General features: G+C 70.4%; 17 protein-coding genes and 1 tRNA gene. 11 read left to right on the top strand and 7 right to left on the bottom strand.

Going from position 1 to position 22,894, the window contains the following annotated elements; genetic code table 11:
• Nucleotides 1–38: 38 nt before the first annotated feature.
• From ACT3UL_RS00745 to nrfD, 7 genes are all read left to right on the top strand, one after another.
• The gene (locus ACT3UL_RS00745) at nucleotides 39–671 is read left to right on the top strand and encodes an ATP-dependent Clp protease proteolytic subunit (RefSeq protein ID WP_444576550.1); all 633 of its coding nucleotides are present in this window, start codon (nucleotides 39–41) and stop codon (nucleotides 669–671) included.
• A 99-nt stretch (nucleotides 672–770) separates the two neighbouring features.
• Nucleotides 771–1,400: an ATP-dependent Clp protease proteolytic subunit gene (locus tag ACT3UL_RS00740; protein ID WP_444576549.1), complete on the top strand. Its 630-nt coding sequence runs from the start codon at nucleotides 771–773 to the stop codon at nucleotides 1,398–1,400.
• Between the two features lie 350 nt (nucleotides 1,401–1,750).
• On the top strand, nucleotides 1,751–3,091 hold the full coding sequence (gene clpX / locus ACT3UL_RS00735) for an ATP-dependent Clp protease ATP-binding subunit ClpX (RefSeq protein ID WP_444576128.1): 1,341 nt from the start codon (nucleotides 1,751–1,753) through the stop codon (nucleotides 3,089–3,091).
• Nucleotides 3,091–3,432 carry a chorismate mutase gene (locus tag ACT3UL_RS00730; protein ID WP_444576127.1) on the top strand — a complete coding sequence of 114 codons (342 nt, stop codon included), beginning with the start codon at nucleotides 3,091–3,093 and terminating at the stop codon, nucleotides 3,430–3,432. The genes clpX and ACT3UL_RS00730 overlap by 1 nt, the downstream gene beginning before the upstream one ends.
• Before the next feature lie 99 nt (nucleotides 3,433–3,531).
• Nucleotides 3,532–6,828, top strand: a complete 3,297-nt coding sequence (gene fdnG / locus ACT3UL_RS00725; protein ID WP_444576125.1) for a formate dehydrogenase-N subunit alpha — start codon at nucleotides 3,532–3,534, stop codon at nucleotides 6,826–6,828.
• Nucleotides 6,825–7,820 carry a 4Fe-4S dicluster domain-containing protein gene (locus ACT3UL_RS00720; protein ID WP_444576123.1) on the top strand — a complete coding sequence of 332 codons (996 nt, stop codon included), beginning with the start codon at nucleotides 6,825–6,827 and terminating at the stop codon, nucleotides 7,818–7,820. Before fdnG ends, ACT3UL_RS00720 begins: the two co-directional genes overlap by 4 nt.
• Nucleotides 7,817–8,935: an NrfD/PsrC family molybdoenzyme membrane anchor subunit gene (nrfD, locus tag ACT3UL_RS00715; RefSeq protein WP_444576122.1), complete on the top strand. Its 1,119-nt coding sequence runs from the start codon at nucleotides 7,817–7,819 to the stop codon at nucleotides 8,933–8,935. Before ACT3UL_RS00720 ends, nrfD begins: the two co-directional genes overlap by 4 nt.
• 77 nt (nucleotides 8,936–9,012) lie before the next feature.
• Here the strand turns inward: nrfD and selD are convergent, their stop codons facing one another.
• Nucleotides 9,013–10,026, bottom strand: coding sequence for a selenide, water dikinase SelD (gene selD, locus ACT3UL_RS00710; RefSeq protein WP_444576120.1), 1,014 nt, complete (start codon nucleotides 10,024–10,026; stop codon nucleotides 9,013–9,015).
• A gap of 104 nt (nucleotides 10,027–10,130) precedes the next feature.
• Between selD and ACT3UL_RS00705 the strand changes: the two genes are divergently transcribed.
• The 3 genes from ACT3UL_RS00705 (at nucleotide 10,131) to selB (ending at nucleotide 13,474) form a co-directional block, all read left to right on the top strand.
• A tRNA-Sec gene (locus tag ACT3UL_RS00705) sits at nucleotides 10,131–10,225 on the top strand.
• 127 nt (nucleotides 10,226–10,352) lie between these two features.
• Nucleotides 10,353–11,687 carry an L-seryl-tRNA(Sec) selenium transferase gene (selA, locus tag ACT3UL_RS00700; RefSeq protein WP_444576548.1) on the top strand — a complete coding sequence of 445 codons (1,335 nt, stop codon included), beginning with the start codon at nucleotides 10,353–10,355 and terminating at the stop codon, nucleotides 11,685–11,687.
• Nucleotides 11,684–13,474, top strand: a complete 1,791-nt coding sequence (gene selB / locus ACT3UL_RS00695; protein ID WP_444576118.1) for a selenocysteine-specific translation elongation factor — start codon at nucleotides 11,684–11,686, stop codon at nucleotides 13,472–13,474. The genes selA and selB overlap by 4 nt, the downstream gene beginning before the upstream one ends.
• A 4-nt stretch (nucleotides 13,475–13,478) precedes the next feature.
• Here selB and valS read toward each other — a convergent pair whose 3' ends face one another.
• Entirely contained in the window at nucleotides 13,479–16,151 is a 2,673-nt protein-coding gene (gene valS / locus ACT3UL_RS00690; protein WP_444576116.1) for a valine--tRNA ligase, read from the bottom strand.
• A gap of 117 nt (nucleotides 16,152–16,268) precedes the next feature.
• Here valS and ACT3UL_RS00685 point away from each other — a divergent pair, with 117 nt between their 5' ends.
• Nucleotides 16,269–17,069: a metallophosphoesterase family protein gene (locus ACT3UL_RS00685; RefSeq protein ID WP_444576115.1), complete on the top strand. Its 801-nt coding sequence runs from the start codon at nucleotides 16,269–16,271 to the stop codon at nucleotides 17,067–17,069.
• 21 nt (nucleotides 17,070–17,090) lie between these two features.
• On the opposite strand, the gene ACT3UL_RS00680 is transcribed toward ACT3UL_RS00685, so the two are convergent.
• The 5 genes from ACT3UL_RS00680 to ACT3UL_RS00660 form a co-directional block, all read right to left on the bottom strand.
• Nucleotides 17,091–18,176: a lipoate--protein ligase family protein gene (locus ACT3UL_RS00680; RefSeq protein WP_444576114.1), complete on the bottom strand. Its 1,086-nt coding sequence runs from the start codon at nucleotides 18,174–18,176 to the stop codon at nucleotides 17,091–17,093.
• 33 nt (nucleotides 18,177–18,209) lie between these two features.
• The gene (locus tag ACT3UL_RS00675) at nucleotides 18,210–19,238 is read right to left on the bottom strand and encodes an ABC transporter ATP-binding protein (protein WP_444576112.1); all 1,029 of its coding nucleotides are present in this window, start codon (nucleotides 19,236–19,238) and stop codon (nucleotides 18,210–18,212) included.
• A complete protein-coding gene (locus ACT3UL_RS00670; protein ID WP_444576110.1) occupies nucleotides 19,235–20,110 on the bottom strand; it encodes an ABC transporter permease in 876 nt (291 codons plus the stop codon). The genes ACT3UL_RS00675 and ACT3UL_RS00670 overlap by 4 nt, the downstream gene beginning before the upstream one ends.
• Nucleotides 20,103–20,897 (bottom strand): ABC transporter permease, encoded by a 795-nt coding sequence (locus ACT3UL_RS00665; protein ID WP_444576108.1) that lies wholly within the window; start codon nucleotides 20,895–20,897, stop codon nucleotides 20,103–20,105. The genes ACT3UL_RS00670 and ACT3UL_RS00665 overlap by 8 nt, the downstream gene beginning before the upstream one ends.
• A gap of 169 nt (nucleotides 20,898–21,066) precedes the next feature.
• Entirely contained in the window at nucleotides 21,067–22,473 is a 1,407-nt protein-coding gene (locus ACT3UL_RS00660) for a DUF222 domain-containing protein (RefSeq protein WP_444576107.1), read from the bottom strand.
• Between the last annotated feature and the right edge of the window lie 421 nt (nucleotides 22,474–22,894).

Here is a 22,894-nt window from a genome sequence, read left to right as displayed (position 1 = left end):
TCGACGATTCCCGCTATGAAGGAGACCCTGTGACCTCCGTGAGCTCCCAGAGCACTCAGAACTCCGCGCCCCGCGACGCGGCCGGCGACAGCCCGATGGGCCTCGACGACAACGTCTACCAGCGGCTCCTGCGCGACCGCATCGTGTGGCTCGGTTCCGAGGTGCGCGATGAGAACGCCAATGCGATCTGCGCCAAGATCCTGCTCCTGGCCGCCGAGGACCCGGACAAGGACATCTACCTCTACATCAACAGCCCCGGTGGCTCGATCACGGCGGGCATGGCCATCTACGACACCATGCAGTACGTGCAGCCGGACGTCGTGACGATCGGCATGGGGATGGCCGCCTCGATGGGGCAGTTCCTGCTCTCCTCGGGCGCGAAGGGCAAGCGCTACGCCACCGCCCACACCCGCGTGCTCATGCACCAGCCCCTCGGTGGGCTCGGCGGCACGGCGACCGACATCAAGATCCAGGCCGACCTCATCCTGTCGATGAAGCGCACGCTCGCCGGCCTGATCGCCGAGCAGACCGGCAAGAGCCTCGAGCAGATCACCGAGGACTCCGACCGCGACCGCTGGTTCACCGCGACCGAGGCCCTCGAGTACGGCTTCATCGACAAGATCGTCACCGGAGCGGGTGACGTCACCGGTGGCGGCGGCACCGACGACTGACCTCCGCCCCGTCGCCCCCGCACGCCCTGAGAACAAGGAGAACCCGTGACTTTCGATCCCCGCACCATCGGCGCCCTGCCGGTCGCCCAGGCCGGCGGCATGCCGACCTCCCGCTACGTGCTCCCGCAGTACGAGGAGCGCACCGCCTACGGCATGAAGCGCCAGGACCCGTACACGAAGCTGTTCGAGGACCGCATCATCTTCCTCGGCGTCCAGGTCGATGACGCCTCGGCCGATGACGTCATGGCCCAGCTGCTGGTCCTGGAGTCCCAGGATCCGGACCGTGACATCACGCTGTACATCAACAGCCCCGGCGGCTCGTTCACCGCGCTGACCGCCATCTACGACACGATGCAGTACATCAAGCCCGAGGTCACCACGGTGTGCCTCGGCCAGGCGGCCTCCGCCGCCGCCGTGCTGCTCGCGGCGGGTGCCCCGGGCAAGCGTCTCGCGCTCCCGAACGCCCGCATCCTGATCCACCAGCCGGCCATGGGCGGCGAGGGCGGCGGCGGCCAGGCCTCCGACCTCGAGATCCAGGCCAACGAGATCATGCGCATGCGCGACTGGCTCGAGCAGACCCTCGCGGACCACTCCGGCCGCTCCAAGGAGCAGGTCAGCAGGGACATCGAGCGCGACAAGATCCTCACCGCGAAGGATGCCCTCGAGTACGGGCTCGTCGACCAGGTCCTGGAGACCCGGAAGGTTCCCCGCGCCGCGATCACCTCGTGATCCCCGCCGTGGCCGGACGGCAGAACTGCCGCCCGGCCACGGAGCCCGCTGTTCGTCCGTCGGCCCCCGGGCGTGCCCGCGAGATCCAGTGGTCCATGTGATCCAGGAGCCCGCGTGATCCGCACGCCCGCGTGATCCCGTAATCCGCACGTGATCCGCACGCTCGCGTGATCCAGGGGCCGATCACCGTCACCGCAGCCGCTCGGCGGCGGCACGCACGGCTCGCCTCCCGCGCCGCGTCGGGTCCTCGGGGTACCGTGGACGGGTCTGCAGATCGCGGGCCGCACCCTGCGGAACCGCACGAATGCACTGATGAATGCACAGATGGTGGCCGACGGAAGGACACGGACATGGCACGCACGGGCGACGGGGCCGACGTGTTCAAATGCTCGTTCTGCGGGAAGTCGCAGAAGCAGGTCGAGAGACTGATCTCCGGCCCGGGGGTGTACATCTGTGAAGAGTGCATCGAACTGTGCAACGAGATCATCGCGGAGGAGATCCAGGCCGCGCAGCCCAGCTCCGAGGAGCAGGCGCCCCTGCCCACCCCGCAGGAGATCTTCACCTTCCTCCAGGATTACGTCGTGGGCCAGGACCCGGCCAAGCGGGCTCTCTCGGTCGCGGTCTACAACCACTACAAGCGGGTGCGGGCGCAGGATGCCGAGACGACTCCGTCCAGTGCCAAGAGCGCTGCGGCCGCCCTGGCCGAGGACGCTGTGGGGGAGCGCGACGAGATCGAGGTCGCCAAGTCCAACGTGATGCTCGTGGGCCCCACCGGCTGTGGCAAGACCTATCTGGCACAGACCCTGGCCCGGATGCTCGACGTGCCCTTCGCGATGGCGGACGCCACGGCGCTCACCGAGGCCGGTTATGTCGGCGAGGATGTCGAGAACATCCTGCTCAAGCTCCTCCAGGCCGCGGACTACGACGTCCAGAAGGCCGAGCGCGGGATCATCTACATCGATGAGATCGACAAGATCGGTCGCAAGTCGGAGAACGCGTCCATCACCCGTGACGTCTCCGGCGAGGGTGTCCAGCAGGCGCTGCTGAAGATCCTCGAGGGGACCGTGGCCGCGGTTCCGCCGCAGGGCGGGCGGAAGCACCCGCACCAGGAGTTCATCCAGATCGACACCACGAACGTGCTGTTCATCGTGGCCGGCGCCTTCGCCGGGATCGAGGACATCATCGGGTCGCGGATCGGCCGGCGCGGCATCGGGTTCGGCGCTGAGCTGCACACGCCCCTCGAGCAGGAGGCGATCTACGCGAAGCTGGTCCCCGAGGACCTCCTCAAGTTCGGTCTGATCCCCGAGTTCATCGGGCGCCTCCCCGTGATCACGAGCGTGTCGAACCTCGATCGTGAGGCGCTGATCCAGATCCTCACCGAACCGCGCAACGCGCTGGTCAAGCAGTTCCAGAAGATGTTCGCCCTGGACGGTGTGGAGCTGGACTTCGAGCGCAGCGCCCTGGAGGCCGTCGCCGACCGTGCGATCGAGCGCGGAACCGGTGCCCGTGGCCTGCGCGCGATCCTCGAGGACTCCCTCCAGGAGGTCATGTTCGAGGTGCCCTCGCGCGCCGACGTCGCCAAGGTGGTCATCACCGAGGGCGTGATCACGCAGGGCCGTGCCCCGCTCATGGTCACCGGCAAGGACAGCGATCACGCGGCACCGCAGGAACGACAGGACAGGTCCGCCTGATGGCCCAGAACCCCTCGACCGATGCTGCCCACGACGAGGTCGCTCGTGCTCGGGAGCTCCTCGTCGAGGAGCGGCGCAGCATCGACAACATCGATGCCGCCCTCGTGCACCTGCTCGCGGAACGCTTCTCCCATACCCAGCGCGTGGGGGTGCTGAAGGCGACCCACGGCCTGCCGCCCGCCGATCCGTCGCGAGAGCGTGCGCAGATCGACCGGCTGCGGTCCCTCGCCCACGATGCGGGCCTGGACCCGGTCTTCGCGGAAGCCTTCCTGCGCTTCATCGTCACCGAGGTGATCCGTCATCACGAGCGGATCCGCGACGAGGGCACCACCGAGGCGTGAGCTCATGGCCTGTCTGTGCAGGTGAGAGCCTGGTGCCGACACGATCTGCCGAGCCCTGCGGAGTGTTCGCCGCGAGCTGAACGCTGGTAGGGTGCGTCCATGGCTCGCCCACTGTTCCTCGATTGGCCGGTCCTCCGGCAGCTGCGCGGTGCGGATCCGACCGGACGCGGCACCGCGGTGATGTCGCCGACGACCCGCAGCATCTCGCCGCGCACTGCGGAGGCCGACGGGATCGCCCACAGCGTCTGCCCGTACTGCGCCGTCGGCTGCGCCCAGCGCGTCTTCCATCAGGATGGCAAGGTCACCCAGATCGAGGGCGACCCGGATTCCCCGGTCTCCCGTGGTCGTCTGTGCCCCAAGGGCGCGGCCAGCGAGCAGCTCGTGAACTCCCCTCTTAGGCAGACGTCCGTCCTCTACCGTCGGCCGCACGCCACGGACTGGGAGGAGCTCGAGCTCGACACCGCGCTGGACATGATCGCCGACCGCTTCATCGACGCCCGGCGCGCGCACTGGCAGGACACCGATGAGCACGGGCGCCCGCTGCGTCGGGCCATGGGCATCGCGAGCCTCGGCGGGGCCACCATCGACAACGAGGAGAACTACCTCCTCAAGAAGTTCTTCACCGCCGCCGGCGCGATCCAGATGGAGAACCAGGCCCGCATATGACACTCCGCCACGGTTCCCAGTCTGGGAGCCTCGTTCGGACGTGGCGGTGCCACCCAATCCCTCCAGGACATGGCGAATGCTGACTGCATCGTCATCGAGGGCTCGAACATGGCCGAGGCGCATCCGGTCGGATTCCAGTGGGTGATGGAGGCCAGGAAGCGCGGCGCGCGGGTGATCCATGTGGACCCGAGGTTCACGCGGACCTCGGCGAACGTGGATCGGCACATCCCGCTCCGGGCGGGGACGGATGTCGTGCTGCTCGGCGGCGTGATCCGCCATGTGCTCGAGAACGAGCTGTGGTTCGACGAGTACCTCAAGCTCTTCACCAACGCCTCGACGCTCGTGAGCGAGGAGTACGGGGATCCTGAGGACCTCGAGGGGCTCTTCTCCGGGTACGACCCGGAGACGGGCACGTACGACAACAGCACGTGGACCTATGCCGGCGATCCCGAGCGCCTCGCCCAAGGGCTGCCGGAGCGTGACGAGACGCTGCGCCATCCCCGCACGGTGTTCCAGATCCTCAAGCGGCACTACGCGCGGTACACCCCGGAGATGGTGCGCGACACCTGCGGCATCTCCGAGGAGGACTTCGAGTACCTCGCCCGCTCGATCACCGAGAACTCGGGCAGAGATCGCACCACCTGCTTCGCCTACGCCCTGGGCTGGACCCAGCACGTCGGCGGCGCGCAGATGATCCGCACCGCGGGCGTGCTCCAGCTGCTGCTGGGCAACGTCGGGCGACCGGGCAGCGGCATCATGGCGCTGCGCGGGCACGCCACGATCCAGGGCTCCACGGACATCCCCACGCTCTATCACATCCTCCCCGGCTACCTGCCGATGCCGAAGGCCGGCCAGGATGACTTCGCGCAGTACGCCCGCCAGATCGGCAAGAAGGAGCAGAAGGGCTTCTGGGCGAACGCCGACGTCTATGCCGTGAACCTGCTCAAGGCCTGGTGGGGAGACGCGGCGACGGCGGAGAACGACTTCGCCTTCGACTACCTCCCTCGCCTCACCGGTGCCCACGGCACCTACCAGACCGTGATGCGCATGCTCGAGGACGGCGTCGACGGCTACTTCCTGTTCGGCCAGAACCCCGCCGTGGGCTCGGCCAACGGACGCATGCAGCGACTGGCGATGTCGCACCTGAAGTGGATGGTCGTGCGGGACTTCTACATGATCGAGTCCGCCACCTGGTGGAAGGACGGCCCGGAGATCGAGACCGGGGAGCTGCGCACCGAGGACATCGCCACCGAGATGTTCTACCTGCCCGCGGCGAACCATACGGAGAAGGCCGGTTCCTTCACCCAGACCCAGCGCATGGTCCAGTGGCGGGACAAGGCCGTGGAACCGCCGGGCGATTGCCAGAGCGACCTGCAGTTCGCAGTCGAGCTGGGCAACCGGGTGCGGGAGAAGCTCAAGGACTCGACCGATCCGCGCGACCGACCGATCCTCGACCTCACCTGGGACTACCCCGTCGACGAGCACGGGGAGCCGGACGCCGAGTCCGTGCTCGCCGAGATCAACGGCCGTCATCTCACCGGGGAGAAGGCCGGCCAGCCGCTCTCGGGCTTCGCGGAGATGGCGGCGGACGGCTCGACCAGCGGCGGCTGCTGGATCTACTCCGGCGTGTATGCGGACGGCGTGAACCAGGCCCGTCGGCGCACCCCCGGCCAGCAGCAGGACGAGACGGCCGCCGAGTGGGGCTGGGCCTGGCCCGCCAACCGGCGCATCCTGTACAACCGGGCCTCGGCCGATGCGGAGGGCAAGCCCTGGAGCGAGCGCAAGAAGCTCGTGTGGTGGGACGAGGAGGCAGGGCGCTGGACCGGCCATGACGTCCCGGATTTCCCGGCCACCAAGCGCCCCGACGACCCCGGAGACCCTGCGAAGGGTGGGGCCGGCGCGCTGTCCGGCACCGACGCGTTCATCATGCAGTCCGACGGGCGCGGCTGGCTGTTCGCCCCCAGCGGTCTCGTCGACGGGCCGCTGCCCACGCACTACGAGGCACCCGAGTCCACTGTGCCCAACCCGCTGTACGCGGTGCAGAACAACCCCACCCGGGTCACCTTCCAGGACCGCAACAACATGCAGTCCCCGGGGGCGCACTCGGCCAAGGGCGAGACCTACCCGTACGTGTTCACCACCTATCGCATCACCGAGCACCACACGGCAGGAGGCATGAGCCGCTTCCTGCCCTACCTCTCCGAGCTCCAGCCGGAGATGTATGTGGAGGTCTCCCCGCAGCTCGCCGAGGAGGTCGGTCTCGAGCCGTACGGGTGGGCGACGGTCATCTCGGCACGATCCGCCATCGAGGCGAAGGTGCTGGTCACCGAGCGGATGACGCCGTTGAAGATCGGGGACCGCACGGTCCACCAGATCGGGATGCCGTTCCACTTCGGCCGCGGCAGCGCCGCGATCGTCGAGGGCGACGGGGCGAACGACCTGATCGGCATGATGCTCGACGCCAATACGCAGATCCAGAACAGCAAGAACAACGACTGCGCGATCATCCCCGGTCGCCGTCCGCGCGGCCCGGAGCTGCTGACGCTCGTGGACGAGTATCGTCGACGGGCCGGGCTGATCCCCGAGGACGAGGCACAGGTCGACGGGGCGCTCGGAGCCCCCGGACCAGGGCCCGGCCACGAGTACTCGCCGCACTCCATGCGTGGTCCCGAAGAGGCCACCGCGGTGCCCACGGGGGAATCGTCGATGAAGGAGATGAGGAACCGATGAGCCTGCTCGCCGGACCTGCCGGACCCGCTGCCGCCTCCGGGTGGGGCGGGGACCAGCAACGGGTCGGATTCTTCACCGACACCTCGATCTGCATCGGCTGCAAGGCGTGCGAGGTCGCGTGCAAGGAGTGGAACCGGAACCCGGTCGACGGCGATCTCGAGATCCTCGGCTCCAGCTATGACAACACCGGTGCGCTGGGGGCGAACACGTGGAGGCACGTCGCCTTCGTCGAGCAGGGCACCGAGCGCATCGAGGCCGCCCGGGAGTCCGGGCGCAAGCTCGTCGGCCTCGGCATGCCCACGGTCGGCCCGCGGCCGCCCCGCGGTCAGGCGCCCGACGGGGACCTCAGCGGGACCGACCGCACCCCTCCGAACACCCAGGAGTTCCGCTGGCTGATGTCCTCGGACGTCTGCAAGCACTGCACGAACGCGGGCTGCCTGGACGTCTGCCCCACCGGTGCCATCTTCCGCTCCGAGTTCGGCTCCGTCGTGGTCCAGAGCGACGTCTGCAACGGCTGCGGCACCTGTGTGGCGGCCTGCCCCTTCGGGGTCATCGAACGACGCGACGACGGCACCGTCTCCGCGAAGGTCGAGCGTGACGGGGACGTGCCCCACGCCGGGACCGCCAACAAGTGCACCCTCTGCTACGACCGGCTCGTCGTGGGGGAGGAGCCCGCCTGCTCCGCGACCTGCCCCACCCAGTCCATCCGCTTCGGGGAGCACGACGAGCTCGTGGACAGCGCCGAGGACAGGGTGCGGGCCCTCCACGAGCAGGGCATGACCGAGGCCCGCCTGTACGGTGCCAACCCGAAGGACGGCGTGGGCGGCACCGGCTCGGTGTTCCTGCTGCTGGACGAGCCCGAGGTCTATGGACTCCCGCCGGACCCGCAGGTGCCGACCAAGGAGCTGCCCCAGATGTATGCCCGGGTGGGGATCGCCGCCGCCGGCATGCTCGCCGCCACGGCCCTCGCCTTCCTGGGAGGCCGTCGATGAGCATCACCCCGCTGGATGCCGACCGCCCTCCCGAGGGTCCGCGGCGTCGACGCCGGCCCGGCCCCGGCCGCACCGGCAGGCGCCGCCGCTCGATCGACCAGCTCGGCAGCACCGACGGCGGCCGCGAGCAGGCCGTCGTCGAGGATGTCGAGGTCGACCCGTACGACTCGTACTACGGGCGTCCCGTCGTGAAGGCGCCGCCGTGGCGGGCACCGATCGCGGTGTACCTCTTCCTCGGCGGGCTCGCCGGCGGCTCCGGGATCCTGGCCACGGGTGCCCAGCTCACCCAGCGCCCGGTGCTGCGCCGCACCGCGCGGCTGACGGCGCTGGGCGCCCTCGGCGTGGGCACCGTCGCGCTGATCGAGGACCTCGGCCGCCCCGAGCGGTTCCTGAACATGATGCGCACGCTGAAGATCAGCTCGCCGATGAGCGTGGGCAGCTGGATCCTGGGGAGCTTCGGCGTGGTCTCCGGCGTCCTCGGGGCGATCGAGGTCGACCGGATGACGGGGGAGCGGATCCCCCTGGGACCGCTGCGCCCCCTCGTGCACGGCACCGAGACCCCGGCCGCCCTCGCGCAGGCCGCCCTCGGCCCGCTCCTGGCCTCGTACACCGGTGCGCTGCTCGGGGACACCGCGGTGCCCACCTGGGCCGCCGGCCGCAAGCACCTCTCCGCTCTGTTCGTCAGCTCGGCCACGCTCGCCACGGGCGGGGCTGCGATGCTCACCGCGCCGGTGTCCGAGACCCGGCCGGCGCGCCTGCTCGCCGTGGCCGGGGTCGCCGGCGACGTCGTCTCCCTCCGCGCGATGAAGGCATCGATGCATCCCCTGGAAGCGGAGCCCCTGGAGACCGGCCGCCCCGGGACGATGCTGCGCTGGGCGGAACGGCTCGCCGTCGCCGGGGCCCTCGGGACAGTGCTGGGCGGGCGCCACCGCGCTGTCGCCGCGGCGAGCGGTGCGGCGCTGCTGGCCGCCTCGGCGCTGACCCGCTTCGGGGTGCTCGAGGCCGGCTTGGAGTCCGTGAAGGACCCGCGACGCGTGATCGAGCCGCAGAAGGCGCGGCTCGCCGCGAGGCGGGACGCCGGCATCACCGACGATTCGATCACGACCGTCGGCTGACCTCGCGATCCTGCGCCTCTGCGCCTCTGCGCCTCTGCGCCTCTGCTCTTCTGCGTCTCTGCACTGCGGCGTCGACGTCAGCGCACGTCGATGCCGGATCCCGCGACGGTCTCCCCGATGATCGGGTAGCCGGGGACCTCGCCGATCACCAGCAGCCCGCCCGAGGTCTGGGCATCAGCCAGCAGCAGTAGGTCGTCCTCGGTGATGCCTGCACCGGCGCGCACATCCTCCCGCACCCAGTCGAGGTTGCGGCGGGTGCCGCCGGAGACGAAGCCGTCGCGCAGCGCGTCGGCCGCCCCGTCGATCAGCGGCACGGCCGAATGATCGATGATCGCGCCGACGCCGGAGGCGCGGCCCATCTTGAACAGGTGGCCCAGCAGGCCGAAGCCGGTCACATCGGTCGCGGCCCGGGCCCCGGCGGCCAGGGCGGCCTGCGCGGCGTCCCGGTTCAGGGTGGTCATGGTCGCGATCGCGGCGGCGGAGGCCTCGCCGGTGGACTTCATCCGGTTGTTCAGCAGTCCCACGCCGAGCGGCTTCGTGAGCGTGATCGGCAGCCCGGCCGTCGCGGCGTCGTTGCGCAGCAGGCGGTCCGGATGGGCGGTGCCGGTGACGGCCATGCCGTACTTCGGCTCCGGATCGTCCACCGAATGACCGCCGATGACGGGAACTCCCGCCTCCTTCGCGATGGCGAGGCCCCCGGCGAGGACCTCGCGCAGCAGCTCGTAGGGCAGCACCCCGCGCGGCCATCCCACCAGGTTGATCGCCACCACGGGAGCGCCGCCCATGGCGTAGATGTCCGACAGGGCGTTCGCGGCGGCGATGCGGCCCCAGTCGAAGGGGTCGTCGACCACGGGGGTGAAGAAGTCGGCGGTGGAGAGCACGGCGGTGCCATCGGCGATCCGCACCGCGGCGGCGTCGTCCCCGTCCTCGAGCCCCACGATCACGGAGTCGTACTCCTGACCCGACAGGGCGGAGACGACCTCCTCGAGCTCGCCCGGCGGGATCTTCGAGGCGCAGCCCCCGCCGTGGGCCATGGTCGTCAGCCGGATCGACGGGGCGGCCTGGACAGGGACGATCGGTGACTCGCTCATACCCGGAGCCTACCCACGGCGCACCCGTGGCGGCCGGGTGCCGGGAGGTCTCGGACACCTGGTGAGGCCGGGGAACCGGGCGGGACGGTGATAGTTTGGCTCGTGGAGGCGTCCGTGTCCTGGTGGGCGCCCTGGTCTTCAAAACCAGTGAGACCGAGCATCTCGGTCTGGCGGGTTCGATTCCCGTCCGCCTCCGCCACTCTGCCGTTCCTGCACCGTGCCGCCCGTACCGGGCGGGCCCTGCACCGTCGTCGGCACCGCCCGAGGAGGTTCCTGTGTCCCAGCCCCCGGAGCGACCTGACCCCGCGGCGCGACCTGACTCCGCGGTGCGACTTGACCCCCCGGCGCGACCTGTCCCCTCGGCCGACCCGCGCCGCCGCATCCCGCGCACCGATCTGCTGCTCGCCCACGCGAAGGTCCAGGGCGCGAGCGCGAGCCTGAGCGAGCGCGTGGTGGGGGACATCGTCCGGGCTGCGCAGGACCGTGCGCGACGCGGGGAGATCCCTCCCGAGGACGTGCTCGAGGAGGTGCTCTCCGCGATCGGAGACCGGCCCGCCGCCTCGCTGCGACCGGTGCTCAACGCCACCGGGATCATCGTGCACACCAACCTCGGTCGGGCGCCGCTGTCCGAGGCGGCGCGCGACGCCGTGCAGGCCGCGTCCGGATACACCGACGTCGAGTTCGACCTGGCCACGGGAGCCCGAGCGCGGCGCGGAGCCGGAGCCCGTGCGGCCCTGCTCGCGGCCTGCCCCGAGGCGGAGGACGCCCTCGTGGTCAACAACGGCGCCGCGGCCCTCCTGCTCGCCACCACCGCGCTGGCCGGCACCGGCGAGGTGGTCATCAGCCGCGGCGAGCTCATCGAGATCGGGGCCGGCTTCCGCCTCCCGGACCTCATCGCCTCCACCGGTGCCCGCCTCCATGAGGTCGGCACCACCAACCGCACCCACCTGGCCGACTACACCTCCGCGCTCGGTGCGGCCACCGGCTGCGTGCTGCGCATCCACACCAGCAACTACCGCGTCATCGGATTCACCAGCGAGGTCGAGGTCGCCGAGCTGACCGGCCCGTGCCGCGCGGCGGGAGTGCCTCTCGTCGTGGATCTCGGCAGCGGGCTGCTCGGCCCGGAACCGCTGCTGCCCCAGGAGCCCGACGTCGCCGCCGCACTGCGGGACGGTGCCGATGTGGTCATCGCCAGCGGCGACAAGCTGCTCGGCGGCCCGCAGGCTGGGATCCTGCTGGGCCGGGCCGACGTCATCGCCCGCCTGGCGCGTCACCCGCTGGCGCGCGCCGTGCGCGCCGACAAGCTGGCCCTGGCCGCGCTCGAGGCGACCCTCACCGGCCCTGTCCCGCCCGTGCTCGAGGCGCTGCGGCAGGATCCGGAGGAGCTGCGCGAGCGCACCGATCGTCTGGCCGAGCGCGTGGGAGGCCGCACCGTCGCTCACGACGGCCGCGTCGGGGGCGGGGGAGGCGCCGAGGTCCCGCTGCCCGGGTGGGCTGTCGCGCTCGAGAGCGACCTCGCCGCTCCGCTGCGCCAGGGGGACCCGGCGATCGTCACCACCGTGCGCGACGGCGACTGCCTGCTGGATCTGCGGTGCATCCCCGCGAGCGAGGACGAACACCTCGCCGCCGCCGTCCACGCCGCCCGGGGCCTTCGCCGATGAGGCAGGTCGTCGCGACCGCCGGGCATGTCGACCACGGCAAGTCCACCCTGGTGCGCGCCCTCACCGGGATCGAGCCGGACCGGCTGGCCGAGGAGCATCGCCGTGGTCTGACCATCGACCTCGGCTTCGCGTGGACCACCCTGCCCTCGGGCCAGGAGGTGTCCTTCGTCGACGTCCCCGGGCATGAACGGTTCCTCGGCAACATGCTCGCGGGCCTCGGACCGGCGCCGCTGGTGTGCTTCGTGGTCGCCGCGGACTCGGGATGGAGCGCGCAGTCCAGCGACCACCGCGATGCGCTCGCGGCGCTGGGCATCGACCAGGGGCTCCTCGTCGTCACCCGGAGCGACCTCGCTCCTGACCGGGTCGGCACGGTCATCGCCGAGGCACGCCGCGAGCTGGGCGGTACCGGTCTCGCCGACGCGCCCGCGCTCAGCGTCTCCGCCGTCACCGGGGAGGGGATGCCCGCACTGCGCGAGGCTCTCGATCACCTCGCCACGACGGCCCGCGAACCCTCCCCGCGCGAACGGGTGCGGCTCTGGATCGATCGCTCCTTCAGCGTCACCGGTGCCGGGACCGTCGTGACCGGAACGCTCGGCGCCGGGACGATCACCTGCGAGGACTCTCTGGAGCTGTGCGGCCAGGAGCGCGGTGGCCAGGCGGTGGTGCGCGGCCTGCAGAGCCACGGCGGTCAGGTGCCGACCACCGGGCCGGTCACACGCGTCGCCGTGAACGTCCGCGGCCTGGGCGCCGACGAGATCGGACGCGGCGACGCCCTGCTCACACCCGACGCCTGGGAGACCACCACCACGGTCGACGTGCGCCGCCTGACCGGCGCCGAGCTCACCGACGCACCCTCCGAGCTCCAGGCCCATATCGGGACCGCCGCGGTCACGGCACGGATCAGGCCGTTCGGCCCCGACCACGCTCGCCTCACCCTCAGCCGGCCGCTGCCCCTGGGCGTCGGCGACCGCCTGGTGCTGCGAGGGAGCGGCGCCAGCTCGATCCAGGGCGGGGTGCAAGTGCTCGACGTCGACCCGCCGCTGCTGGAACGCCGCGGCGACGGGTCACGCCGAGGAGCAGCACTCGCCGCGATGCCGCCGGCCGGGGACGTCGCCGTCGAGGTCGCACGTCGCCGGGCCGTCCGTGAGGGTCTGCTGGCACGGTTCGGGATCGCGCTGCCCCCGCAGCTTCCGCCGACGGTGCGGCGACGTGGGGACTGGCTCGTCGACACCGCCGCCGAGAGCAGCTGGATCACGCAGCTGCGGGAGCTCGTCGAGGCCGACCGGCGGGCGGACGCCCTGACGGCGGGCCTCCCGCGGAAAGCAGCCGTCGACGCGCTCTCCCTGCCCGATCCCGCACTGCTGGACGCCGTGGTGGCCGCGGCCGCGCTCGAGCAGGTCGGCGGCCGGGTGCGTGATGCTGCGGCGGCCGCAGGGCTGGGCGACGCCGAGCGTGCGGTGGTCCAGCTCGAGGAACGGCTGCGCACCATGCCGTTCCGGGCCCCGGAGGCCGATGACCTCACGGACCTCGGGCTCGGTCCGCGGGAGCTGGCCGCCGCCGCCCGGCAGGGACGGCTGCTCCGACTGCCGGACGACGTGATCCTGCTGCCGAGCGCCCCGGCGCTCGCCATGCGCGAGCTCGCCCGGCTGCCCCAGCCGTTCACCGCGAGCCAGGCCCGCCGGGCGCTCGAGACCACACGACGCATCGTCATCCCGCTGCTCGAGCACCTCGACGCCCGCGGCTGGACCCGCCGTCTCGATGCCGGGCATCGGGAGATCGTGCGCTGAGGCCTCAGCCCTTGTTCCGGGGCGCCTTCACGGGCGGCTCGCCCAGCTCGATGTCCTCGGTGACGATATCGTCGGTGCCACCGGCGACCAGCTCGAGGGACTCGATCCGACCGAGCGCGGTGAGATCCGCCGAGGCGGCCTCGAGGTGCGCCAGGGTGGTCTGAGGCGCGACGAGGCGCACGCGGAGGACCGGGGTCTTCTGCGAGACCTTCGCGTCGGACTTGATGCGGCGCACCGAGATCGCGGCCTGGGCCACGGAGTCCAGCAGCGAGGCGTCCTGCCCGGCGGCGGCGGCGAACAGCGGCTCGGCGACCGGCCAGGCCTGGGTGTGCACGCTGCCGCCGCGCCACCACGACCAGACCTCCTCGGTCGAGAACACGACCACCGGTGCGAACAGCCGCAGCTGCACCTCCAGCGCGATCGCGAGCGCGGCCCGGGCAGAGGCCGCTCCGGCCTCGCCGGAGACCGAGTTGCCGTGGGCGCGCTCCTTGACCAGCTCGATGTAGTCGTCGCAGAACGCCCAGAAGAAGGGCTCGGTCACCTCGAGGGCGCGGGCGTAGTCCATGTCGTCGAAGGCCACGGTCGCCTGCTCGACGACCTTCCCGAGCTGGGCGAGCAGAGCACGGTCCAGAGGATCGGTGACCACGGCAGGATCCGCGGCCAGGCGGCCGGCAGGATCGGCCGGTGCGTCCCCGAAGCCGAGGGCGAACTTGCTGGCGTTGAGGATCTTGATCGCGAGGCGTCGGCCGATCTTCATCTGGCCCTCGTCGAACGCGGTGTCCACGCCCTGGCGGGCACGGCCGGCCCAGTAGCGGACCCCGTCGGAGCCGTGCTGCTCGAGCAGGCCGATGGGGGTGACCACGTTGCCCTTGGACTTCGACATCTTCTTGCGGTCCGGATCGAGGATCCAGCCGTTGATCGAGGCGTGGGTCCACGGCAGCGAGTCCTGCTGCAGGTGAGAGCGCACGATCGTGGAGAACAGCCAGGTGCGGATGATGTCGTGGCCCTGGGGGCGCAGGTCCATCGGGTAGACCTTCGAGAACAGCTCCGGGTCGGAGTTCCAGCCGCCCGCGAGCTGCGGGGTCAGCGAGGAGGTGCCCCAGGTGTCGAGGATGTCGGGGTCGGCGACGAATCCTCCCGGCACACTGCGCTGGGACTCCTCGTAGCCTGCGGGCACATCGATCGTGGGATCGATCGGCAGGGACTCCACCGGCGGGGTGAGCACGGTGTCGTAATCGGTCTCGCCGTCGGCGCCGACCGCGTACCAGATCGGGAAGGGCACGCCGAAGAAGCGCTGGCGGGAGATCAGCCAGTCACCGGCGAGGCCCTCGACCCAGTTGCGGTAGCGAGATTCCATGTACGCGGGATGCCAGGTCAGCTCTTTGCCGCGGGCGATCAGGTCGTCGCGCAGGCCGCCCTCGGACTGATCCCGGCCGCCGTTGGTGAGGTACCACTGGCGGGAGGTCACGAACTCCAGCGGCTTGTCGCCGTTCTCGTAGAACTTCACCGGGTGGGAGATCTTCTCGATCTCGCCGGTGAGGTCCCCGGACTCGGTCGCCATCTCCACCACGCGCTTCTGCGCGCTGAACACGGTCAGACCGGCCAGCTCGGAGTAGTGGGCCTGGCCCTCGGCCGTGGAGATCCACGGCGCCTCCGGCAGGAAGCGGCCGTCGCGCCCGATCACGGAGCGGGTGGGCAGCTCGAGCTCGCGCCACCAGGTGACGTCGTTCGCATCACCGAAGGTGCAGATCATCGCGATGCCGGCGCCCTTGTCGGGCTGCGCGAGGGGGTGCGCCAGCACGGGCACCTCGACCCCGAACAGGGGAGAGGTGACGGTGCTGCCGAACAGCTCCTGGTAGCGCTCGTCGTCGGGGTGGGCCACGAGGGCCACGCAGGCCGGGAGCAGCTCGGGGCGGGTGGTCGCGATGACGACCTTCTCGCCGGATCCGTCGGTCTTCGTGAAACCGAGCCGGTGGTAGGCGCCGTCGCGGTCGCGGTCCTCCTGCTCGGCCTGCGCCACCGCGGTGCGGTAGGTGACGTCCCACATGGTGGGGGCCTCGGACTGGTACGCCTGGCCGGCCTCGAGGTTCTCGAGGAAGGCGCGCTGCGAGGTGGCCCGCGAGTGGGCGTTGATGGTCTGGTAGCTGTAGTTCCAGTCCACCGAGAGGCCGAGGGTGCGGAAGACCTCCTCGAAGGACTTCTCGTCGATCTCGGTGAGGCGCTCGCACAGCTCGATGAAGTTGCGGCGCGAGACCGGCAGCTGGTTCGCGGCCTTGGACGACTTGTTGTCGCCGCCCTCCTGCGGGGGCGTGAAGTCGGCGTCATAGGGCAGCGAGGGGTCGCAGCGCACGCCGAAGTAGTTCTGCACCCGGCGCTCGGTGGGCAGGCCGTTGTCGTCCCAGCCCAGCGGGTAGAACACGTTCTTGCCGCGCATGCGCTGGTAGCGCACGATCATGTCCGCCTGCGAGTAGCCGAACACGTGGCCCACGTGCAGCGAGCCCGAGGCCGTCGGCGGCGGGGTGTCGACGCTGAAGACCTGGTCACGGGTGATGTCGGGGTCGAACGCGTAGAGCTGCTGCTCGCTCCATACGCCGTCCCACTTGTCCTCGAGACCCTCGAGGGAGGGGCGATCGGGGATGGAGGTGCCGGTGTCGGGGCGCGGTGCAGTATCGGTCATGGGGCCATTGTTCCAGGTCTGCGCACCAGTGCAACGCAGGCGTCGGCAGTGTGAGCGCCCTCGCGTGCGGGCGGGGCCCCGTCGCCCCTCCTCGCAGGCCGGTCGTACGGTGGGGGCATGGCTCTCGACCGCATCGCCCTGGTCTCCGACGTGCACGGCAACCTCACCGCCTACGAGGCGGTGCTGGCCGACATCGCCGCCCGCGGCATCTCCCGCGTCATCAACCTCGGCGACGTGGTGGGCAAGGGCCCTCGCGGCTCGGCCTGCACGGCCCTGACCCGGGAGCGCTGCGAGGCGACGGTGCGGGGCAACTGGGAGGTGTTCATCGCCGGCGACGGCGAGATCCGCGGCGAGGCGCACTCCTGGTGGCGCACGGAGCTGACCGCGCAGGACCGGCAGTGGCTGATCGCCGTCCCCGGCAGCGTCGACCTGGAGCTCTCCGGCCGACGGGTGCGCCTGCTGCATGCCTCACCGATCGACGAGTTCACCCGGGTGCACCGGGATCACAGCGACGCGGAGTTCGCGATGATGTTCGAGCCCACGCCGTTCACCGGGGACGTTCCTCGGGCCGACGTCGTCGTCTACGGAGACATCCACGAGCCCTACCTGCGGTCAGGGACCGACGGGCTGCTCGTGAACGCCGGGAGCGTCGGCAACCAGCTCGATGATCCGACGCCGTCCTACGTGATCCTCGAGGGTGACTCCGGCAGCGGAGCGAGCGGCGGAGGCGAGGTCACCAGCGGTGCGGCCGTCCCGTTCGGGGTGCAGTTCGTGCGGGTGCCCTATGACGTCGAGGCCGAGATCGCAGCGGCCCGTGCGTCGGGCATGCCCCGGGCCGAGACCGACGCCTATACCGTCGAGCTGCGGACCGGGGTCTACCGCGGCGACCACGAGGAGCTCGGCCTCACCGCGGTCTGAGCACCAGGGCTCCTCCGCCTCTCACGGCACGCGCGCGGTCCACTCCTCGGTCCCGAACTTCGTGGCGACCAGAGCGCGGGCCTTCGCGAGCTCGTCGTCCGTGTACTCCGAGTCGACGGTGTCGTACCGGGCACGGAAGAAGTCCAGGAACCCGTCGATGATCTGTTCGCGGGCCAGGCCCGTCTGCGAGCGCATCGGGTCCACGCGCTTGTTCGCGCTGCGGGTGCCCTTGTCCGAGAGCTTCTCCTTGCCCACGCGCAGCACCTCGCTCATCTTGTCCGCGTCGATGTCGTAGCTCATGGTCACATGGTGCAGCAGCACGCCCCCGGCGAAGCGGCGCTGGGCGGCACCGCCGATCTTGCCCTGCTCGGAGGCGATGTCGTTCAGCGGCACATAGCGCGCCTTGACCCCGATCTCGGCGAGGGCGCCCATCACCCAGTCATCGAGATAGGCATATGCCTGCTCGAAGCTGAGGCCCTCCACGAGCGACGTCGGCACCACGAGCGAGTAGGTGATGCAGTTGCCCTGCTCCATGAACATCGCGCCGCCGCCGGTGATGCGCCGCACCACCCCGATGTCGTGCTTCGCCGCGCCCTCGGCATCGATCTCGTTGCGCAGCGACTGGTAGGAGCCGATCACCACGAGCGGGGAGTCCCAGTCCCAGATCCGGAAGTGGGGGTTGCGGCGCCCGGCGATCACCTCGTTCGGCAGCACTTCGTCCAGGGCCACATGCATGACCGGAGGGAGGACCACCGGTCCTATGACGTCGAAGGTGAGGTCCTCCCAGCTGGTGGCGTGGCCGAGAGCCCGGCGCGCCGCGATCGCGACGGCGTCGGCGTCGAAGCCGATCATCTGCACGGGATCCGGTCGCGCCTCGAGGCGCGCCGTGATGGATGCGGCCAGCTCCTTCGCGCTCGAGTCCGTCGGCATCCCGATCAGGGCGCCGTTGAGGTCCTCGAGGGCGTCGTCCGGTTCGAGGAAGAAATCCCCGAAGACATGGGCGGTCGCGATCCGGTCGTCCTGCTCCGTCACGTCGACCGAGACCAGCTTGCCCCCGCGGACCTTGTACTGCCCCTGCTTCACCGTGCTGTCGCTGCGCTCATCCATGCCCTCATCCTCTCGCATCCGACGGCGGGACGCTCAGGTGAGCCCGCCGCGCCCGTAGATCTCCCGCACCAGGTCCTCGATGGCGGGCTCGGTCAGGGACAGGTCGCGCACCTCGGCCTGGGCGCTGATGGCGGAGAGCAGGGCAGGGACGGTGAGCTCCGCACCCGAGAACCGGATCCGATGACGAATGCCGTCGGCCTCGACCGCGGCGGCCTCGGCGGAGCCGGGCAGGGAGAGAGCAGGGGTCGGCTCGGCGAGGTCGACGATCAGCTCGCGCGGCGCACCGAGATGCGCACGGAAGGAGTCCAGCGGTCCGTCGTAGGCGACGGTGCCGGAGTTCACGACCACGATCCGGTCGCACAGGCGCTCCACGTCGTTCATGTCGTGCGTGGTGAGGAACAGCGTGGTGCCGCGCTCGGCGCGGTCCTCGCGCAGGAAGCGCCGCAATCCCTCCTTGGAGACCATGTCCAGGCCGATCGTCGGCTCATCGAGCACCACCAGCTGCGGGGAGTGGAGGAGCGCCGCGGCCACCTCGCCGCGCATGCGCTGCCCCAGCGACAGCTGACGCACGGGCCGGTCCAAGAAGGGGGCGAGGTCCAGGCCCTCCACGAGACGCTCCAGCCGGGCCTCCCGCTGCCGGTCGGTGAGGCGGTGCATCGAGCCGAGGATCCGGTAGCTGTCGCGCAGCGGAAGGTCCCACCACAGCTGGGAGCGCTGCCCGAAGACGACGCCGATCTCCCGGGCCAGGTGCTTGCGCTCGGCGACCGGTTCCCGGCCGAGCACCCGCAGCGATCCGCCCGTCGGGGTGAGGATCCCGGTCATCATCTTGATCGTGGTGGACTTCCCTGCCCCATTCGCGCCGACGAAGCCGACGGCTTCACCGGGACGGATGCTGAGGCTGATGTCGTCGACCGCGCGCACCACCTGACGGCGGCGTCGGCGCGAACCCGGCACGGGGGCCCGCACCACGTAGTCGCGTCGCAGCCCGGTGAGCTCGAGGGCGGGCACAGCGGCGGTCTCAGGGACGGCCTGTGCGGGAAGGTTCTGCTCGGGCGTGTTCATCCGCCGGCTCCTGTGTATCTGCGGACCCCGGAGCGCCAGAGCAGCCCGGCCACGATCCAGACGAGGGCGGCGGCAGGGAGTCCCAGCCAGCCGGCCCACGAGGGGATCAGGGGCGGACCGGGCAGGTCCAGCAGCACGAGGGTGGGGGCGTAGGCGATCAGCGTCGCCGGGATGACGAAGGTGAAGAAGGCGCGCAGGGGCAGGGCGAACACTGCGCCGGGGGTGGTGGCGACGTAGTTGCCGCCGTAGGTGAAGGCGTTGGCGAACTCCCGGCCGTCCACGAGCCAGAACTGGAGGGCGCCGGCCATCGTGAACAGCGCTCCGAACAGGACCGCGCCGGCGAGCGGTGCGAGCACCGCCAGGACCAGGAGCAGCGGGGCGGGCTGGAACCCGGCGATCCCGAGCGCCGTCACATACATCGCCAGCCCCACCACGATGCGGCCGATGCGTCGCAGCGACAGGTCCAGGCTGGAGATCTGCAGCAGCAGGGGGACGGGGCGGATCAGGAGGGTCTCGAGCTTGCCGGACTTGATGTATGTGGAGAGCCCGTCGATCTCGCCGAAGAGCATGTCCCCGATCCCGAAGGCGAGCGCCCCGAGACCGTAGACCACGGCGACCTGCGGCAGGGTCATCCCGCCCAGTGTGCTGACCTGCGAGAGGATCACCCACAGCTCGAGGAACTCGGTGCCCACGATGAGCACCTGGCCCAGGGCGTCGGAGACAAAGCTGGTGCGGAACGAGGCCTGCGAACGGATCCGCGAGGCGTACAGCGTCCAGACCATGCGGGCGGTGGAGACGGGACGGTCGGATGAGGTCGACGAGCCCGACGAGCCCGACGAGCCCGACGGGCGCGGACGGGAGTTCTCAGCCACCCTGCACCTCCATGCTGCGCACACCGAGACGGAGCATCAGGTGCGCGGCCACGGCGAGCACCAGCACCCATCCTGCCTGCACCCCGAGGAGGGGGAGCGCCTCGAGGGGCGTGATCCGGCCGGACAGGGTGTCGATCGGGGTCTGGATCATCGAGGGGAACGGCGTGGCCCGGGCGATACCCAGCAGCCAGTCCGGGAACCAGAGGATCGGGATGAGGAACCCCGAGAGCAGGTTCATCACCGCGGTGTACACGACGGTCAACCCGCGCGTCTCGATCAACCAGAAGGCCGAGAGGTTCACGATCATGTCGGCGAGGAAGGCCAGGGTGATGGCCGCCAGCAAGGAGACGGCGCCCAGGAGGTAGGACAGCGGGTCCTCCGGAAGGGCGAGGCCCGTGACGAGCGCTCCGATCACCAGCGGCGGGATGCCTCGGCCCAGCAGCAGGAAGGCCGAGCGGCCGAGCTTCTGCGCGTAGTAGAGACCGAGGAACGAGGTGGGGCGCAGCAGATCGATGGCGACATCGCCCTGGTGGACACGCTGGGACACCTCGCGGGTGCCGAAGGCCTCGATCGGGGCCAGCAGTGCCTGACCGAGCCACACGTACGTCGCGGCCTGCGCGATCGTGTAGCCGCTGAGCTCGCCGCCCGCCGTGGTGATCGCGGCGAAAAGGATCGAGGCGCGGATGAGGCCGAAGATCGTGTTGGTGAAGACCCCGGCGGCAGTCGCCATCCGATAGGTCGAGTACTGGCGGAAGGATGCCGAGGCGATCGACCAGTACGTAGGCACTCGCGCGAGCCTAGTGTCAGATGGCCCAGGTCACAAGACGTGGAGCCGAGGGAATTCAGCTCGCAGCGGGACGGCAGAGCATCGGTCGGCAGACGACGCAGAAGACGACGCACAAGAGGGCGGAGAGGGGGCGGCCATCCGTCCTCGGGGACGTGCTCGAACGGGGCCCTCAGAAGGGCGGGTCTCCGTACTCCTCGAGCCCCGGTGGCGGAGGGGCTTCGTCATCCAGGAACGGATCCTCGGGCCCACCCTCGCGCAGGAACCGGTCGGCGAATCCCGTGCGCTCGAGGGCATCCAGTTCGAGGGTCCACTGGTAGCGGTCCCACGAGTCGACGAGTGCTCTCGCCACGATGGGCGTGATCAGGTCCCGTCGTGGGGAGACGCTGATCCGGACTCGCGGCGTCGCGCCGATCGACCAGGTCGTGGAGCCGTCGGACGTGCTCTCCGGGTCGATCCGTCGTCGGGTCTTGTCGTCGTGGTGTCCCCAGTGCAGCCGGTGGAGGTTCGCGATGCTGGTGGGCCCGCCCCGCTCGGGATGCACGTGATCGAATTCCTCGATGTGGTCGTTCTCGGCGTCGCTGCTGGTAGATCTCGTGCAGCTCGGGACCGCGCAGACAGGATCCCGTAGACGGAGATGTTCGACCATCTCCGCGGTGGGTCGGTATCGATCGGCCGGGAGAGGCAGGAACTCGCCGCTGGTCGGATCGGTCAGCACGCGATGCCAGGTGGGCTCGGCGGCCGCGAGGGTGCGTGCCATGTCGGCGGGGAGGGGGACGACTCCGTCGTAGGTGGCAGGAGCATCGGACAGGCCCATCAGGGTCAGGACCGGGACGACCACGTTGATCCGGTGCGCGGGACGCGGGACCTCCACGCCGTCGGTGCCGAGAGCGGTGCGGGTGATGATCGCGTAGCGCAGCTCCGCCAGGCTCATCGCGGATCCGTCGCGCGCGACCGCCCCGTCGAGATCGAACGGGATCGGTACGCCGCCCTCAGGATCCTGCGCAGGGTCGCGCTCCACGGTGTGACGCTGCTGCGACTGGATGGCCCGGGCAGCCGTGTCGAGACGCTGGGCGAGCGCGTGGATCTCCGGCACCGGACCGGTGATGCGCAGTGTGGCGGTGCCGTCGTCGCAGGGGGATCTCTCCAGGACGACGTCGCGCAGGTTCTCGGCGCGGGTCCGGGCACCTTCCGCGTCGTACCACGATCGCAGCAGTCGTAATTCGTCGACGAAGCGATCGGCGGGAATGGAGGCGATATCCCACGAGGCCACGATCTCGTCGAACTCGGCACATTGGATCGGCGTGAGATCTCGCGCGCCTCGAAGGACTTTGTCGAACCATTCCGAGGGCATGTCCCCGCGGGCGAGGAGGGAGAATGTTTCCGGAAGGTGATCGACAGCGAGATGGGCATCGTGCAGCAGGCGAGTCGCCCTGGACGTCGTGGTGCGCAGAGCGATCGCGACGGCGAGATCCGCTTCGGCTCGGTCGTCGGCCTGGTCGGGATCGTCGCGATCGACCCAGAACACCGCGGCCTGGGAGAGCAGGGTGGCTCGGGCCCGGGAGGTGGCGCGCTGCATCTCCAGCAGGCGACCAGCCGCTGCCGCATCGGGCGAGCCTGCCTGGAGTTTCCCCCGTGCGGCCAGCGAGTCATGAGTCAGCGGGACGCGTGCTTGAACCTGCCTGCGAGGCGCTCGCCGCGAGGGGCTCGACATCCGCGACGGGCGGCACGTGCTCGAGGTGCCCGGCCGTTCGTGCCCGTGGCCGGGCTCTCGTGCTTCCGTGGCGAGGGGGAGGGGTTCTTCTGGGGTGTCGAGAGCCACCACATCTCCTTCCTCGTCGAATGCAACGAAACGCGCCTGAATACCAGATCGACAGATCTGGTGGGATGCTGCAATGCATCGAACGCGCGTTCCCGTGTGTCATCCATCTTAAAATGTGCGTTCGAGTTCGGCAAGGGTGTTCGGGATGTTTGTGGACATTTGTGGATATCTTTGAGTG

Origin of the sequence: Brachybacterium sp. 107, from assembly GCF_052379725.1 — a bacterium.
Taxonomy (GTDB): domain Bacteria; phylum Actinomycetota; class Actinomycetes; order Actinomycetales; family Dermabacteraceae; genus Brachybacterium.
The sequence above is the reverse complement of the archived record's forward strand: the minus strand, read 5'-3'. Positions and strand labels throughout refer to the sequence as shown.

Bases quoted from the DNA above. Each gene is read 5' to 3' on its own strand.
- ACT3UL_RS00730 (WP_444576127.1), top strand. From the start codon at position 3,091: ATGGCCCAGAACCCCTCGACCGATGCTGCCCACGACGAGGTCGCTCGT.
- ACT3UL_RS00720 (WP_444576123.1), top strand. From the start codon at position 6,825: ATGAGCCTGCTCGCCGGACCTGCCGGACCCGCTGCCGCCTCCGGGTGG.
- ACT3UL_RS00675 (WP_444576112.1), bottom strand. From the start codon at position 19,238: ATGAACACGCCCGAGCAGAACCTTCCCGCACAGGCCGTCCCTGAGACC.
- clpX (WP_444576128.1), top strand. From the start codon at position 1,751: ATGGCACGCACGGGCGACGGGGCCGACGTGTTCAAATGCTCGTTCTGC.
- ACT3UL_RS00685 (WP_444576115.1), top strand. From the start codon at position 16,269: ATGGCTCTCGACCGCATCGCCCTGGTCTCCGACGTGCACGGCAACCTC.
- valS (WP_444576116.1), bottom strand. From the start codon at position 16,151: ATGACCGATACTGCACCGCGCCCCGACACCGGCACCTCCATCCCCGAT.
- ACT3UL_RS00680 (WP_444576114.1), bottom strand. From the start codon at position 18,176: ATGGATGAGCGCAGCGACAGCACGGTGAAGCAGGGGCAGTACAAGGTC.
- selD (WP_444576120.1), bottom strand. From the start codon at position 10,026: ATGAGCGAGTCACCGATCGTCCCTGTCCAGGCCGCCCCGTCGATCCGG.
- nrfD (WP_444576122.1), top strand. From the start codon at position 7,817: ATGAGCATCACCCCGCTGGATGCCGACCGCCCTCCCGAGGGTCCGCGG.
- ACT3UL_RS00660 (WP_444576107.1), bottom strand. From the start codon at position 22,473: ATGCAGCGCGCCACCTCCCGGGCCCGAGCCACCCTGCTCTCCCAGGCC.
- selB (WP_444576118.1), top strand. From the start codon at position 11,684: ATGAGGCAGGTCGTCGCGACCGCCGGGCATGTCGACCACGGCAAGTCC.
- ACT3UL_RS00740 (WP_444576549.1), top strand. From the start codon at position 771: ATGCCGACCTCCCGCTACGTGCTCCCGCAGTACGAGGAGCGCACCGCC.